Genomic DNA, 16679 nt, shown 5'->3' with positions numbered 1-16679 from the left:
TCCATTGAGCGGCTATTTTTATGTCTTAAAACTGGCCTTGATTGACTTTTACCTGAGTGTGAACAGTCTATTTAAGCTGCACCCTTTGCAGCAACTCAAATACCATTTATGAAAATAAACTGAATAAAATCGGCCGATTGCCTGTTACCCGATAAAACTCTCAAAACTGAAACTATTTACATTCTCATTGGTAAAAACACTCCACATGAGAAAAATTCTCAGTTATGATAACTGCATAAAAATCATCCTGTGAATTGACCATGAATGCTTATACTGCAGCTCAGGCCAATGTCTTGACCATTCGGCAACTGAGCAAACAATTCGGCTCGCGTTTTGCGGTGCATCAGGCCAGCTGGTCTGCACAGCGCGGACAGATTCTCTGCCTGCTGGGCCATTCTGGCTGTGGCAAAACCACCATGCTTCGTCTGATTGCCGGATTAGAAACCCCAAGCAGTGGCTCAATCCAGCTTGAACAGCAAATCCTGTGGAATGAACAGCAACAGATTCCAGCCGAAGCGCGCAATATTGGTCTGGTGTTTCAGGACTATGCCCTGTTTCCGCATTTAAGCGTACTGGACAATGTCATGTTTGGCCTGAAAAAACTGCCCAAAGCACAGCGTCGGGCGGTGGCCGAGCAGGCGCTACAGCATGTTTCGATGCAGCATCATCTGCACAGCTATCCTTATACCCTGTCTGGTGGCGAGCAGCAGCGCGTGGCCCTGGCCCGTGCCCTGGCACCTAAACCGCAGGTGCTTTTGATGGATGAACCTTTTTCCAATCTCGATCATCGCCTGCGCGACCAGATCCGGCAAAATACCATCGAGATTCTGAAGCAGACTGGCACCACCACAGTTATTGTTACCCATGATCCGGAAGAGGCGCTGCAAATTGCCGATCAGATTATTTTGATGCATCAGGGCGAAATTATTCAGATCGGTACGCCGAAAGCCCTATACCGACAGCCAGCCACCTTATTTGCCGCCCGTTATTTTTCTGCCCTGAATGAAATTCCGGCGCAGCGTGTCGCGCAGCAATTACAGACCTGTTTTGGCGCACATCCCATCAGTGAAGCGCTGGCGCATCACCAAGAGCCAATCCGCTGCTGTTTCCGTCCACATCAGGTGCAGGTGTTTAGCCAGCCGACTACCGGTGCAATCCCGGCGACCGTGCTGTCCTCCAGCTTTATGGGGCATGCCGAACAGCTACGCCTGCAACTGGACCCCGAGACTATTATTCTGGCGCAGGTCAGCCCGGCACACACCGCTTATCAGGAACAGGTCTATGTGAGCCTCGATCTGCAGCAGTGTTTTTTCTTCGTCCAAGATTCACAGCCGGCAGCCACCACCACGACTGAAGTGGCCAATACTTTTTAAATTGACAATAAGGAATGAAAAATGATGAAAGTAACAATCAAAATTCCACTGCTGGCCAGCGGCCTGCTGGCGCTGAGCGGTCTGGCGCAAGCCGCGCAGGTAAACCTGTATACCACGCGTGAACCGGTGCTGATTCAGCCCTTATTAAAAGAATTTACCGAAAGCAGCGGCATTAAGGTCAATACCGTGTTTATTAAAGATGGCCTGCTGGAGCGAGTGAAAGCTGAAGGACGCCGTTCACCGGCCGATGTGATGCTGACCGTCGATTTTGGCAATCTGGTGGATCTGGTCGAAGCAGATCTCACCCAGCGCGTGAATTCCAAAGTATTAAATAATGCCATTCCGGCCAATTTACGTGCAGCCAATGGCCACTGGTATGCCCTGTCAATGCGTGCCCGTGCAGTCTATGCCTCCAAAGAACGTACCCCACTGAACGCCATTCATTATGAAGATCTGGCCAATCCGCAATGGAAAGGCAAAATCTGTATCCGTTCGGGTAGCCATCCCTACAATACCGCGTTAATTGCCGCCTATATTGCCCATCATGGTGAAAAAGCGGCAGAAACCTGGTTACGCGGGGTTAAAGCCAATCTGGCACGTCCGGCCAGTGGCGGTGACCGCGATGTGGCGCGCGATATTCTGGGTAAAATCTGTGATATTGGTGTGGCCAATACCTATTATGTGGGCACCATGCGCAATGGCAATGCTGAACAGCAGCGCTGGGGCAATGCCATTAATGTGGTGTTACCGCGCTTTAAAAATGGCGGCACCCATGTCAATGTTTCAGGTGCAGTTGTAGCCAAACATGCGCCAAATCGCAAAGAAGCGGTACAGTTACTGGAGTTCCTGGCCTCAGATCAGGCTCAGGCCATGTATGCACAAAGTGGTTATGAATATCCCGTCAAACCAGGCGTGAAGATTGATCCGATTATCGCCAGTTTCGGCAAGTTAGATATTGATTCACTGCGTTTAAGTGAGATTGCTCGCCATCGTAAGGCAGCCAATCTGCTGGTTGATAAAGTCCAGTTTAATCACTAAACCTGAATCATCAGATAGCGCGGGCAGACTGCTGCTCGTGCTATCAGTCTTGTGTCCATGTCCAGCCTGTTGATCCCCCTATGACCCAGAAAAAATCTCCTGTAACTGCACTTTTTTCACTCAGTGGCCTGTTTACCCTGCTGGCCTGTCTGCCTGTGCTGGCTTTGCTCTGGACGGCCTTACAGGGCAATAGCGAGATTTGGGACCATCTGCTGCAATATGTGATTCCTCCCACCCTGATTGAAACCGGCCTGTTGCTGTTTGGTGTCGGGATTCTGACGATTCTGATTGGTACCGGCAGTGCCTGGCTGGTCACGGCCTATCAATTCCGTGGCCGTGGTTTTCTGGACTGGGCACTGTTACTGCCCTTGGCCGTACCGACCTATATTATTGCCTATAGCTATATTGATATTTTGCATCCGATTGGTCCTGTGCAGACCCTGCTGCGGGACTGGCTTCAGCTAGAAATGCAGCAGCTCTGGTTTCCGAATATCCGCTCGCTCTGGGGCGCGATTTTTCTGCTTAGTTTTGTGCTGTATCCCTATGTCTATTTAAGCACCCGTGCCATGTTCCTGATGCAGTCAGCCAGCCTGATTGAAGTAGCGCGCAGTCTGGGATTAAAACCGGAACAGGTATTTTTCCGGGTTGCGATTCCGCTGGCTCGCCCGGCCATTGCGGTTGGTGCCAGTCTGGCCCTGATGGAAACCATCAATGATATTGGTGCCACCGAATTTCTGGGCATTAAAACCCTGACCCTGTCGATTTATTCGACCTGGACCAACCAGTCCGATCTGGCCAGTGCCGCCCAGATTGCAATTTTTATGTTGCTGATCATTAGCCTGCTGGTACTGGCAGAACGGCTGGGACGACGCAAACAGCGCTATATGAACTCGGCCCAGCGTAGCCGGCTGATGCCCGCCCAGCCAGTGACCGGCGCCAAAGCCTGGCTGCTATTCGGCCTAGGGCTGATTCCGGTGATTATTGGTTTTCTGATTCCGATCAGTCATTTACTGGTCGAATCTTATCAGCGTTTACAATATGCCGGTTTCTCTGAATATCTGCTGCAAGCCTCAATCAATACGCTTACCTTAGCCAGTATTGCCACTTTTGTGACCATGCTGATTGGCTTTATGATTGTGAGTACCGCACGGTTTAGCCGAAGCAGCTGGCTAAGCCGGGTTGCCAGTTTGGGCTATGCCATTCCGGGCACCGTACTGGCCATTGGCCTGATGCTGTCTTTGGGCGCGATTGATCACGCCGTGGCGGATTTTCTGGAATTCCAGCTTGGTCTGGATACCGGCCTGCTGTTTTTAGGCACCAGTTTCACCTTAATTTACGCCTATGCGGTACGCTTTCTAGCCATTTCAATTGGCGGGATTGAATCGGGGTATAACCGGATTCATGGCGTTTTTGATGATGCCGCACATAATCTGGGCCAGAGCAAAGGCGGGATTCTGACCCGTATCCATTTGCCTTTATTACGTCCTGCACTGATTTCAGCAGCCTTACTGATTTTTGTGGATTGTATGAAAGAGCTGCCGGCCACATTGTTGCTACGTCCGCTGAATATGGAAACCCTGGCCACGCAGTTATATACCGAAGCCTCACGTGGTACCTATGAAGAAGGCGCAATTGCAGCCTTATTGATTGTTCTGGTCGGACTGATTCCAGTGATTTTACTGGCACGGTTGGGGAAAACTGTACGTTAATCTGAACTAGATGAACTGGCTAAACTCTGCTTCAACATTGAGTGCAAGTTTAGCCTTCTCTCTTTTTATAGTGAAAATCGTTTAAAGATAATAGCCTTATAAAATAGAGATACACTTTTGATTTTTAATAAGCTTGGGATAAAGAATTTTATTCAGAAATAGTTTAGGCAGATAGTGCTTAGAATATTATCCTTAAATCCAATTATTTTTTTATTATTCAATAATAACTAAGAATCAAGAATTAAAAACCAATTATTCATCCGTTTAAAAAAATAAAACGGACAATAAAATACTTGGATTGTTAAGAGAAAATGCACGTATCTCAATTACAGAAATTGCGCAGAAAACCCGAAATTCCCGGGCCACGGTTCAAAAGCGAATCGAGTACATGGAAGCGACTAGCATCATTACCGGCTATACGGTACGCATTAAACCGAACCTGAATCCGCAGCTTATTCAGGCCTGGATGAGTATTATGGTGGAAGGCAACAAGGCACAGGCCGTCATCAAGGAGCTACGTCTCGATCCGGCTATTCAGACCTTACATACGACGAATGGCAAATGGGATTTACTGGTAGAAATCCAGTCCGACAATTTGGTGAATTTTGATTTAATTTTAAGTCGGATCAGAAGTATTTCAGGGATTTATAACAGTGAAACCAATATATTACTGTCAACCTATAAAATTTAAATAATTGATTTTAATCTTCATCTGTCGCATATACATTGCGACAGGTGAAAGATTATCGATGATTATTTTATAGAAAAGCAATCTATATAAATATTCGTTTTTCATATTTTATGGTTTTTTATTTTTAGATATTCGAAGCAAAATAATATATCTTAAAGGTATTTATATAATACCTATAAAATATGTTTAGCTCTCCTCTTTAAAATAAATCAGTTCCATATAAAGAATATAAAAATAAAACGGAGCGCAATAAAAAAAGCCCTGACAATGTCAGGGCTTTTTGAATTTGGCGGAAGCGGTGAGATTCGAACTCACGGAGGACTCACACCCTCGTCGGTTTTCAAGACCGGTGCATTAAACCACTCTGCCACGCTTCCAATGGCGGCTATCATATAAAGAAAATTTTAACTTGGCAAATATTTTTCCAGGTTTTCGCAACCGACTGTACAAAATAAAATCAAAATCGTTTAATTTGCTGAATTTTCAAACTTTTCATAGCGAATGTCGACAATATACCAGTGTTTTGCACCTGATGGCGTCTGCACTACTGCTTCATCATCCACACTTTTGCCCAGCAAGGCGCGCGCCATTGGCGAGTCAATTGAAATATGTTGTGGATGATGATCATAAATTTCATCAACCCCGACAATTCTTAGGGTTTTCTGCTCGCCATCATCATTTTCAATATCGACCCAAGCGCCAAAATAGACCTTGCCCTCCTGTTCAGGTGAAAAATCAATAATTCGCAGCTCTTCCAGCCGCTTGCCGAGGTAACGTACCCGACGGTCAATCTTGCGCAGCAGCTGCTTGTTATATTGGTAATCGGCGTTCTCCGAACGATCGCCGAGACTGGCCGCCCAGTTCACTTTTTTGGTAATTTCAGGGCGTTCTTCATGCCACAAATGCTGAAGTTCCGCGACCAGTTTGTCATGTCCACCACGGGTAATTAAGCTCGATTTCATGGCCTTTAACAGCAGAAAAATATGCCTGTAGCTTACCAAAAACTGCTGCCTTCTCCCCAATTACTCCACTTTTAAAGTTTAAAAAATATTTTTCCTAAATAGAATCATTTACTTATGAAACAGTTTTTTATTTTTTTATGGACAAAATTTGACAACTCAAATTTTGGTCTTTATTATGCGCACATCTTTTAATTATGATCATTTTTTAACCTGTGTGGCGTAGCCACATTTTTTATCTTTCATCCCATGTCATTTTGAATGACGTCATGAGTGCCCACCCTCTTATTGAATTTATCAAACTTGAAAAAGTCTGAGGCCTTTTGCCTCCTGCTTTGTAGGGCATAAATTACTTGTAGCGGAGACAACATGCACAGTAGTTCAACTTCTGGGTCGAGGCTTGGCCTTCACTCTTTTTTCAACTCTCTCCCTTTAAAAGTCTTAGTATTAAGCAGTGCGTTAATTCCGTTTCATAGTATTAATGCAAGTAAAGCAGCGTATCAGTTTGATCGCGTGGTCAATCACAATAAATTGACCGTGGTTTCTGTTTCGAATCCGACCACCGTGTTTCAGAACAGTCAGCATCTGCATGGCTTTGGTTATGACCTGGTGCGCAACTATGCGCATAGCCTGAATGTCAAACTCGAGTTTAAAACCGTACCGGACAATGCGACAGCGTTGCAATGGGTGGCGTCAGGTAAAGCCAACTTTGCCATGACCACTGCCAGTATTCAGAGCATTGAAAACAAGCATCTGACCGGTTTTTCGGCCACCTGTGGCGATTTAAACACCTTGCAGAAAAATGGCCTAAACAGCAATTTAAACTGGGTATTTAAACATGCCGATGATCCGCTGAGCCAGACCGCCAGTGCCTTTGTCTGCCGTGGCAAACAAAGCGGTGCCATCAACCAGCTGGCCTCGTTCTATAACCAGAATGTGGTTAAGCAGGAATCCTGGAATACTATCCAGCGTGACTTAAGCAATCGCATGCCTTTATATAAGGCCAGCTTCCAGCGCACTGCGCAGCAGTATGATCTGGACTGGCATTTACTGGCGGCCATTGGTTATCAGGAATCGTACTTAAAGCCGAACTCTGTTTCACCAACCGGTGTTCGTGGTTTGATGATGCTGACCAACAGCACAGCCAAAGCCATGGGCGTCAGTAACCGTACCGATCCAACCCAGAGCATTCAGGGCGGTGCCAAGTATTACAACCTGATGCTGAACCGTTATAAGCATATTCCGTTTCCAGACCGTAACTGGTATGCACTGGTGGCCTATAACATGGGTCCGGGTGCCGTGAGCCAGATTCAGAAGCGTATTCAGGCCACCGGTAAAAACCCGAACAACTGGGTCAACCTGTATGCTTACTTAGACGGCAATAAAGCCAAGAACGGACGTTATCGTCAGGCCTTACAATACGTGACCCGTATCCGTGCCTATCTGGAACACATCAAGACCACGCCGCAGCTGGTGAATATTTAAATGCTTCACCGTTGATCTTCAAGGCAAAAAAAAGCTTACCTTCGGGTAAGCTTTTTTGTGTCGGGTCACAATCAGGTGGTTTGCGCCAAAACGTTTTTGAACAGGTCTTTTTGCTCTTGGCTTGGTTTTGCAGTTTGCAATGCCATTAATTGAGACATATCGCCTTGTACTTTGATTTTACCGGTCATGAAGGCTTGCATGGCTGCAGCCATATCAAACTCCAGGAACACTTTACGTAAGGTCTCAGCATCCATATTCAGGGTTGTTTTTGCATTTGCAGACAATCCTTTCTGGATTTTGCCACCGTCTAAAGCTAATTCTGTATTGCCTGAAGCATCCGTAACAACCAAATTAATTGCAAGATTCGCAAGCGCAGGTGGTAAATTTAAGTCACCAGCTTGAGCCGTCAGGTTCTCTACGGTTGCAAACCAATCATCAGATAAAAAAGCAGGCATGATTATTCCTCAATTTATTTGTTCATTTGTGTCGCCTGTCCAGACAACATTTTTGTGAAGCAATGATGCTTGTGACCTGTTATAGCATGTAATCATAAAAGATGGCTAAGATTTTTTGTACGATGCGTTCAAATTTTATATTTTTAATACAATATTGAAATAATTCAAATATATAAAAAAAGCACTGAACTGAAGTTCAATGCTTTTTTTGACTATTTAGTCAGCTGCATAGCCTAAATTGACCATGTTGATGCGGTTGGACTGACCATCTTCATTCTCGTGCGAATAACTGCCTTTAAAGTCAAACTCGCGCTCGCTATCGAGTGCTTCAAAGTCAAACAGCTCGCGGTCTGCCAGTTGCGATGGTGATACATTTTGCAATGCACCAAAAATACTGTGCAGACGTTTTGGATGGGCATTGTCCCATTCACGCAGCATGTCATTGATAATCGCACGTTGCAGATTTTCCTGCGAACCACACAGGTTACATGGAATAATCGGGAACTGGCGCATTTGCGCGTATTTGATGATGTCTTTTTCTTCCACATAAGCCAGTGGACGAATCAGCATATTCTTCTTGTCGGAAGATAACAGCTTCGGTGGCATCGCCTTTAAGCTGCCGCCATGGAACAGGTTCAGGAAGAAGGTCGCCAGAATATCATCACGATGATGCCCCAGTGCCACCTTGGTTGCCCCAATTTCCTGGGCAAAGCCGTACAGTGAACCACGACGCAGACGCGAACACACTGCACAGTAGGTTTTGCCTTCCGGGGTCAGACGCTTGGTAATACTGTAGGTATCTTTTTCCAGAATATAATACGGGATATTATTTTCTTCCAGATAACGCGGCAGCACATCTTCAGGGAAGCCCGGCTGTTTCTGGTCCAGATTCACCGCCACCACATCAAAATGAATCGGGGCAATACGTTTAAACTGCAACAGAATATCCAGTAAGGTATAACTGTCTTTACCACCCGAAATACACACCATGACCTTGTCACCGTCTTCGATCATCTTGTAATCACGAATGGCATGACCCACCTGGCGACGCAGCTTTTTCAGCAAACGGTAATACGCAGAGCTGGTTGGCAGTTCTGGTTTAAAATTAAATCCTTGATCGGACTCAACTGGCGAGAACATAGACGAGATTTACCCATAAAAAAAATACCGCGCAATTTTAGCCGATTCAGTCCCGGCACGCATCAAAAGAATGTAATTTCCTGCTTGTCATTTTTTGTCATCTCGCTGTCTTTATTTTTATGCTAATTTGAACGTTTGCGTTCATCTTTTAAGCAAGATGCTTATCTTTTGGACTTTTCCACAGTTTTCCACAAAAGCTGTGGATAACTTTGTGGATTTAAAACAACTTGACAAGGTCACTTGCCTGCAATTGAAGGCTTCTATTTAAATTGATCATTTTTTAATCAATTTTATTTATAATTAAAATCAATGGTTTAAGTGTGTCAAGCAGACCAGAATAAAAAAAAATAAATATTTTTTTTTGATTGTTCTGTCAGCAAACAGGGCTTGATTTTTACAAAGTAAACAGGGAAATAAATGTAAAGACTCTTTTCATCAATGTTTTTTTTGTTAAACTCAAACCACCTGTTTGGGGACAGTATGAACTTCGTTACCATAATGAATACGATAATGTATAAAAGATTACATTTTAAACAACTGGCTTTTTGGGGATGTGTGACGCTGCTTGCGGTTGCATCGCACAGTCATGCCGGACAGATTTATGTCTATAAAGACAATAATGGCTCTACCCTGCTGACCAATCGTAAAAGTTCAGACCAGTCCCTGAAAAAAGTCAAAGTGACGTATTATCCCGACAGCAATATTCATCGTTATAGCAACTGGGGCAGCTCTGAAGCATCGGTCTTACCAAGCTATAGCCGCAATAAAAATGCCTTTGACCATATTATCCAGCAGGCCGCGCAGCGCCACGGTATTTCGTCTGGGCTGATTAAAGCCGTCATGCACACCGAGTCCGGCTTTAATGTCAATGCTCGCTCTCCGGTCGGGGCCCAAGGCTTAATGCAGCTGATGCCGGCCACTGCCAAACGTTTTCAGGTTTCTAATGCCTACGATCCTTATGAAAATATTATGGCCGGGGCCAAATATCTGGCCTGGTTACTAAAACGTTTTAACGGTAATACATCCTTAGCATTGGCCGGTTATAATGCCGGTGAAGGCAATGTCGCCAAATACGGCGGCATTCCGCCCTTCCGTGAAACTCAGGACTATGTGCGCCGCGTGACCAGCCGTTATCACAATCTGTACGCCGGTGGCGTCAGCAGTAGCGATCAGGGACCGTTACTGGCCCAATCCAATACGCTTTCTTCTGGTTCGCATTTAACCGCAGCTCAGCCTGCACGCCCATCGCGTGAAATTATTGTTGCTGCAGATGGCAGCTTTACCGATGCACCGGTCCGCTCCTATGCCACGGCACATGCCTCTGCCGCAGCCCGAATCACCATTTCGGACTAAGACGATTTTTTGTTGATTTTCACGATTTTTTCTTGAATTTTTAATACATTCACCGCATATTTACTTGCATGATTTATGAATCAGATTACATTTTCATTTTAAGAGGATTTACTCAATGATGCGGATTGGTTTGTTCTTGCTAACCAACCTCGCGGTACTGGTTGTAGCTGGCATTATTTTGTCACTCTTCGGTGTCGGTAGTTACCATGGCGCGGGTGGCTTAAATCTAGGCAACCTGTTGGTCATCTGTTTTGTCTTCGGTATGGTCGGTTCTTTAATTTCCCTGTTCATGTCTAAATGGATGGCGAAAAAAACCACCGGTACAGAGCTGATTGACCCGAATGCCCCACGTAACCAGGCTGAAGCGTGGTTATTAAATGAAGTTGCACAATTGTCGCAACGTGCTGGCATTAAAATGCCAGAAGTGGGTATCTTCCCTTCTTATCAGTCGAATGCCTTTGCAACCGGCTGGAACAAGAATGATGCTTTGGTGGCGGTTTCAACCGGTCTGCTGGAGCGTATGAACAAAGATGAATTACGTGCCGTACTGGCGCACGAAATTGGTCACGTGGCCAATGGTGACATGGTTACGCTGGCGTTAATCCAGGGTGTGGTCAACGCCTTCGTGATGTTCTTTGCCCGTGTTGCCGGTGATTTCATTGATCGTAACGTATTTGGCCGTGAAGATGGCGAAGCGCCAGGCATTGCCTACTTCGTGATTACCATTGTGCTGGATATCGTGTTTGGTATTCTGGCTTCGGCCATTGTGATGTGGTTCTCGCGTCAACGTGAATACCGCGCCGATGAAGCGGGTGCCCGTCTGGCTGGCAAACAGGCCATGATTTCTGCCCTGTTACGCTTACAGGCCGAATCTGAAATGCCAGATGCAATGCCAAAAGAAATGAAAGCCTTCGCGATTTCTGCCGGTCAGGAACAAGGGTTTAGTCTGGCAGCGTTATTCCAGACCCACCCGACCATTGAACAGCGTGTGGCGGCATTACAGCAGTTAAACCTGCCTTAATAATAATGCCCAACCGTTAAATAGACAAAAGCCTCCATATGGAGGCTTTTGTTTTTATGTGTGATAGATACTGGTTGGAATGATGACAGCTTACTTAAAGATTTAAACCCTGCATCCACTGCCAGACCCATTGCAGCCCGGCCAAGGTCGCCACCACCAGAATGATCAGGAACAACAGGCCTAATAAATCAGGAAGATGAATCCACAGCCAGGCCACCACAGGATTACGCCAGAATGCCGAATATTGCTGCTTCTGCTCCAGTTTTTCATGCAAGAAAGGATGCACCACATGATGGTCACTCTGGATATCATATTCCTGCCGGATATGATCATGCACAATATCCAGCGCCTTACGGCTAGGGCGAATAAAAATATCAAAAATCGTCCCGGCAATCGGAATAAAGCCCACCACCGCATCCATAACCGCCAGCTTCATGACCGGATTCAGTTTGGCTTGTGGCACGCCGACCTGTTTGGCTTTATAAATTGCATAACAGGTCAGCACAAAACCGGCCAGATCGCCGGCCACCGGAATGGTACTTAAAGCCGCATCAGCGCCCACGCCCTGTTTGGTAAACGGAATCCGCACCACCGAATCCATCATATTGGCAAACTTGGCCAGATCACGCTCCAGGCGAATCACCTCTTGCCGGGAAAGTTTGGGTTTGGTGCTGTGCAGCTCTGTCATGAATCAACCTGATTTTTATCTATTTATGTCATGTTTTTACTATACTCGAGCGCGCTGCTCAAACGTTTTACTGCTTTGTAAATACGGGCTAAAACAGCAGCTGGGAAGCAATAAACAGATAAACCACCACCCCGCTGGCATCGCAAATTGAGGTCACCAGAGGTGCCGACGCACTGGCCGGGTCCAGTTTCAGCTTATTGAGAATAAATGGCAGGCTCATGCCAACCAGACAGCCCATCAGTACAATGCCCAGCATACTTAAGGCCAACACCACCGCCACCATCAAATCGCCACGCACATAACCCAGTACCGACACGGCCAGTGCCATGGTGCCACCTAAACAAAGCGCCACCAGACTTTCCCGCCCGAGCAGATAGAACCAGTCACGAAAATGCACATCGCCGGTGGCTAAAGCACGGACCATTAAGGTCGCCGATTGCGCCCCGGCATTCCCGCCACTACCGACCAGCAAGGGCAAGAAGAACACCAGCACAATATGCGCGGCAATAATCTCTTCAAAATGGGCAATCCCAAAACCGGACAGCAAACTGCCAAACACCAGAAATACCAGCCAGAACACGCGCTGGCGATATAAAGATAAAATTGGTGCATTTTTCAGGCTCAGGTTGGGCAAGGATTCAATCGCACCGGATTTTAAAATATCTTCAGTAGTTTCGGCCTCGACAATGTCCATGGCATCATCATAGGTGACAATCCCGACCAGACGCTGCGCCTGATCAACAATCGGCAAGGCCAGAAAATCATAATGCGCCAGCTTCCAGGCAATCTGTTCCTGATCTTCATCGACCTGGCCCATCACCAGATCCGTGGTCATGAGATGCTGCAGCTGTACCTCTGGCGCGGCCTGAATAATCTGCCGCAAGGACACCACACCGAGCAGATGCTGTAGCGCATCTACAATATAAATCAGGTACAGGGTTTCCCGGTCTGCCGCCACCTGACGCAACTGTTCAATCGCCTGCTGGATCGTCAGCTCTGGGGATAAAGTCACAAAATCCGAACTCATGATCGCCCCGGCAGATTCTTCCGGGTAAGCCGCCAGCTGCTGAATTTGCTGACGTTTTTCCGGGGCCAGCTCGGCCAGAATCCACGGCTGTAGCGTCGGACTCAAACCTTTAAACAGGTCGGTCCGGTCATCTGAATGCATGGCACTCATCAGCTGCAACAAATCGGCTGGGTCCAGCTGTTCGGCAATTTGCGCCTGCACAGTTTTTGGCAAAAACTCAAAGATCAGCGCGGCCTGCTCCAGGGTGGGAATCAATCGAACCTGCGCTTGCAGCGACAGCTGTTCAATCCAGACCGCCAAATCGGCCGGATTCATATGCGCAATCAGGGTCTGTACCCGCTCTGGATGCTGCTGCAAAATGGCCTGTTCCAGTGCCTGAAGTTCAAAAGGATTCAGCATAAACCTCTCATCATTATTCTTGGTTATTTTTTAAAATGTAAAGTGATTTGCACTGCATCTGCGTGCTGCCGCAGTGTCCCTGAAGCAGCAGCATTTTTCTCTGTATAAACCCGGCGGATCAGGCCTGTTTCAGTTTAAAGATCGAACGCACCAGTACATACATAAAGGGAATAAAGATCAGCACCAGAACCGTACCGAAAATCACCCCACCCAGCACACTCACGCCAATTTCCTGACGGCTGACCGCACCGGCACCAAAGGCAAATACCAGCGGAATGACCCCGGCCCCAAAGGCCAGCGAGGTCATCAGAATAGGACGTAAACGCAGACTCGCTCCTTCCAGTGCGGCTTCCACGGCGCTGCGCCCCTGCTGCTGCGCCATCGAAGCAAACTCGACAATCAGAATCGCATTTTTACAGGACAGGCCGATGGTGGTCAGCAGTGCAATCTGGAAATAGATATCATTCGGGAACCCGGCCAGGTAGCTGAACAGGATATTACCACCAATACCCAGTGGAATCGCGCTCATCACCGCAGTTGGAATGGTCCAGCTTTCATACAGCGCTGCCAGACACAGGAAGATAAAACCAATTGATACCAGATACAGCAATAAAGCCTGATTGCTGGACTGCTTTTCTTCAAAGGACAAGCCGCTCCAGGCCAGATCGACACCGTCCTGCTGGTCAACCAGCTGCTGAATATCCTGCATGGCCTGACCAGAGCTGGCACCGGCTGCGGTATCGGCTTCCATTTCCAGTGCGGTATAGCCCATAAACCGGTTCACCACTTCTGGTCCGCCGCCCCAGCTCAGGGTAGAGAAATTACCAAACGGCACCATCTGCCCGTTGGCATTACGGACCGACCAGGCCTGCAAATCTTCCGGGGTGGCACGGAACTCGGCATCACCCTGCATAATCACCCGTTTAATCCGGCCACGATCAATAAAGTCATTGATATAACTGCCGCCCCATGCCGCCGACAAGGTGCTGTTAATCGCGCCTTGGCTCAGGCCATTGGCCATGGCCTGTTTCTGATGAATATTGACATTCAGCTCGGCTTTTTCCGGATTGGATTTTTTATCCAGATTGGCAAAGCTGGAATAACGGTCGGCCTGACTGCGCAGGCTCTGGAATTGCTGCTCCAGATAATCACGGCCCTGCCCATTTAAATCTCGCAGCCAAAACTGCAGGCCATCGGTCTGGCCTAAACCGCGCACCGAGGCCGGCATCCCAATCATAATCTGCGCATCTGGATGACGCTGGAAATGCTGCATGGCCCGCTCACGAATTGCCTGCGCAGCATTGTCACTGCCCGGACGATCATCCCAGTGTTTCAGCGCAATAAAGCCCTGCCCCAAGTTCTGGCCAGTGCCGGAGAAGTTACGGCCATAGCGAATCATCACTAGATCAACATTGGCCTGTTCCTGTTCAATAAAATAGGCACGAATCGTTTCACCAACTTCACGGCTTTTTGACAGGGGCGCGCCTTCTTGCAACTTAAATTGCACCGTGAGCATGCCCTGATCTTCACTTGGAATAAAGCTGGTCGGCAAGGCTCGATAGAACAAGGCAAATACCCCGATTAAAGCCACAAAAATCACCAGACAGATGGTGCGATGTTGCAGGGTCCAGCTTGAAGAACGCAGATAATGCTGTTTCAGATTTTCCAGTTTCTGATTAAACCAGGCGGCCCATCGGGCGGTTTTCTGCTTTGGCTTTAAAATTAAGGCACATAAGGCCGGGGTTAAAATCAGTGCCACCAGCAAAGATAAGGACATCGCGGCCACCAGGGTGATGGAGAACTGACGGTAGATGACCCCGGTCGAGCCACCAAAAAATGCCATCGGAATAAACACCGCGGTCAGCACCAAGGTAATCCCGACCAGTGCCCCGCTAATTTCCTGCATCGACTGGATTGCCGCTTGTTTGGCCGAAAGCTGCTGCTCATGCATCAAACGTTCAACGTTTTCTACGACCACAATTGCATCATCGACCAGCAGGCCAATCGCCAGTACCAGCGCAAACAGGGTTAAGGTATTAATGGTCATGCCCAGCACATACAGCACCGTCAGGGTACCTAAAATCACCACCGGTACGGTGATGGTCGGAATTAAGGTGGCGCGCCAGTTCTGTAAAAACAGGAACATCACAATCACCACCAGAATAATCGCTTCAATGAGGGTTTTTACCACCTCTTTCATCGACTCCTTCACAAACGGCGTATTATCGCGTGGATAGACTATCTTGTAGCCTTCGGGCAACTGTTTGGAGAGATGATCAATTTCCTGCTGGATTAAAGCCGAGGTCGCCAGTGCATTGGCGCCAGAGGCCAGGGAGATGCCCAGCGCAGCTGAAGGATAGCCGTTAATCGTATTAAAGGACTGATAATTTTCTGCCCCCAGCTCGACCCGCGCCACATCTTTTAAATAAACAAAACTGCCGTCCTGGGCCGACTTTAAAATTACATTTTCAAATTCTTCGACAGTTTTTAAACGTGAACCGGAGGTGACTTTGGCATTTAAATACTGATCGGTTGCGGTGGGTAAATCGCCAATACTGCCGGCTGCCACCTGGGTATTCTGGGCTTCAACAGCGGCCCGAATATCGCTTGGCATCAAGGCATACTGTTTCAGTTTTAAAGGATTCAACCAGATTCGCATGGCATATTGCGAACCGAAGACATCCACCTCACCCACGCCTTCAATACGCGCCAGATCCTGTTCCAGATGGGTCATCATATAATCGGACAGTTCAATATTGGAACTGTGACCAGCGCTGTCATACAAACCGATGACCATATGGGTATCACCCAGAGATTTGAACACATTCACGCCTTGGCGCTGTACATCTTCAGGCAAACGGTTAATGGCGCTGTTAATCGCATTTTGCACCTGCACCTGTGCGGTATCTGGGTCTGTGCCATTTTCAAAACTGATACTGATACGGCTGCGCCCCGAAGAATCACTGCTCGAGCTAAAATACAGCAGATGATCCAGCCCTCGAATCTGCTGCTCCAGCACCTGGGTCACGCTCTCCTCCACTGTTTCTGCCGAAGCTCCAGTATAAGTGGCACTCACGGTAATGCGAGGCGGGGCAATATCCGGATAACGCTCGACCGGTAAACCTAAAGTGGAAAAAATACCAAACGCCATGACAATAATGGCCAGGACTCCAGCAAAAATAGGACGTTCAATAAAAAATTTTGACAGCATAGATTTGGTCACATGATGGGGTTGAGCCAAGATTTGGTTGAGCACTTCTGAAGGCGCTTTACCCTAGCAAATTTATATTGATATTCAGTGACTAAAGCCAAAAATACAAGAAAATATTACATAAAGATGT

Annotated in this window: 12 protein-coding genes, 1 tRNA gene and 1 pseudogene; 7 read left to right on the top strand and 7 right to left on the bottom strand. The window is 47.3% G+C overall.

Annotated features, from left to right (window positions below; translation table 11 throughout):
• Positions 1 to 260: 260 nt before the first annotated feature.
• From FTU67_RS00745 to FTU67_RS00730, 4 genes and pseudogenes are all read left to right on the top strand, one after another.
• Positions 261 to 1373, top strand: a complete 1113-nt coding sequence (locus FTU67_RS00745; RefSeq protein ID WP_180061308.1) for an ABC transporter ATP-binding protein — start codon at positions 261 to 263, stop codon at positions 1371 to 1373.
• A 24-nt stretch (positions 1374 to 1397) separates the two neighbouring features.
• Positions 1398 to 2411: an extracellular solute-binding protein gene (locus tag FTU67_RS00740; RefSeq protein ID WP_016659966.1), complete on the top strand. Its 1014-nt coding sequence runs from the start codon at positions 1398 to 1400 to the stop codon at positions 2409 to 2411.
• An 80-nt stretch (positions 2412 to 2491) separates the two neighbouring features.
• Entirely contained in the window at positions 2492 to 4120 is a 1629-nt protein-coding gene (locus FTU67_RS00735; protein WP_180036424.1) for an iron ABC transporter permease, read from the top strand.
• 271 nt (positions 4121 to 4391) lie between these two features.
• A pseudogene (locus FTU67_RS00730) lies at positions 4392 to 4811 on the top strand (Lrp/AsnC family transcriptional regulator); the annotation flags it as partial.
• A gap of 287 nt (positions 4812 to 5098) precedes the next feature.
• Here the strand turns inward: FTU67_RS00730 and FTU67_RS00725 are convergent.
• Both FTU67_RS00725 and greB read right to left on the bottom strand, forming a co-directional pair.
• A tRNA-Ser gene (locus FTU67_RS00725) sits at positions 5099 to 5188 on the bottom strand.
• Between the two features lie 90 nt (positions 5189 to 5278).
• Positions 5279 to 5773 (bottom strand): transcription elongation factor GreB, encoded by a 495-nt coding sequence (greB, locus tag FTU67_RS00720; protein WP_005176376.1) that lies wholly within the window; start codon positions 5771 to 5773, stop codon positions 5279 to 5281.
• A gap of 366 nt (positions 5774 to 6139) precedes the next feature.
• Here greB and FTU67_RS00715 point away from each other — a divergent pair, with 366 nt between their 5' ends.
• Entirely contained in the window at positions 6140 to 7255 is a 1116-nt protein-coding gene (locus FTU67_RS00715) for a transglycosylase SLT domain-containing protein (protein WP_005176374.1), read from the top strand.
• A gap of 71 nt (positions 7256 to 7326) precedes the next feature.
• Here the strand turns inward: FTU67_RS00715 and FTU67_RS00710 are convergent, their stop codons facing one another.
• Together FTU67_RS00710 and ttcA are read right to left on the bottom strand one after the other, a co-directional pair.
• Positions 7327 to 7710, bottom strand: a complete 384-nt coding sequence (locus tag FTU67_RS00710) for an SCP2 sterol-binding domain-containing protein (RefSeq protein WP_016659963.1) — start codon at positions 7708 to 7710, stop codon at positions 7327 to 7329.
• A 216-nt stretch (positions 7711 to 7926) separates the two neighbouring features.
• Positions 7927 to 8850: a tRNA 2-thiocytidine(32) synthetase TtcA gene (gene ttcA, locus FTU67_RS00705; protein ID WP_005176370.1), complete on the bottom strand. Its 924-nt coding sequence runs from the start codon at positions 8848 to 8850 to the stop codon at positions 7927 to 7929.
• A gap of 510 nt (positions 8851 to 9360) precedes the next feature.
• On the opposite strand from ttcA, the gene FTU67_RS00700 reads away from it, so the two are divergent.
• Both FTU67_RS00700 and htpX read left to right on the top strand, forming a co-directional pair.
• Positions 9361 to 10203 (top strand): lytic transglycosylase domain-containing protein, encoded by an 843-nt coding sequence (locus FTU67_RS00700; protein WP_034597413.1) that lies wholly within the window; start codon positions 9361 to 9363, stop codon positions 10201 to 10203.
• Between the two features lie 115 nt (positions 10204 to 10318).
• Positions 10319 to 11224, top strand: coding sequence for a protease HtpX (gene htpX / locus FTU67_RS00695; RefSeq protein ID WP_005176364.1), 906 nt, complete (start codon positions 10319 to 10321; stop codon positions 11222 to 11224).
• Positions 11225 to 11318: 94 nt separating this feature from the next.
• On the opposite strand, the gene FTU67_RS00690 is transcribed toward htpX, so the two are convergent.
• From FTU67_RS00690 to FTU67_RS00680, 3 genes are all read right to left on the bottom strand, one after another.
• On the bottom strand, positions 11319 to 11912 hold the full coding sequence (locus FTU67_RS00690) for a DUF4112 domain-containing protein (RefSeq protein WP_005176362.1): 594 nt from the start codon (positions 11910 to 11912) through the stop codon (positions 11319 to 11321).
• Positions 11913 to 12000: 88 nt separating this feature from the next.
• Entirely contained in the window at positions 12001 to 13338 is a 1338-nt protein-coding gene (gene mgtE / locus FTU67_RS00685) for a magnesium transporter (RefSeq protein ID WP_005176359.1), read from the bottom strand.
• A 118-nt stretch (positions 13339 to 13456) separates the two neighbouring features.
• Complete coding sequence (locus tag FTU67_RS00680; protein WP_168370418.1) at positions 13457 to 16549, bottom strand: multidrug efflux RND transporter permease subunit; 3093 nt, start codon at positions 16547 to 16549, stop codon at positions 13457 to 13459.
• Positions 16550 to 16679 lie beyond the last annotated feature (130 nt).

Source organism: Acinetobacter sp. YH12132, assembly GCF_013418645.1.
Classification (GTDB): domain Bacteria; phylum Pseudomonadota; class Gammaproteobacteria; order Pseudomonadales; family Moraxellaceae; genus Acinetobacter; species Acinetobacter indicus.
Note: the sequence above shows the minus strand (reverse complement) of the source record. Positions and strands in the feature narration are given on the sequence as shown.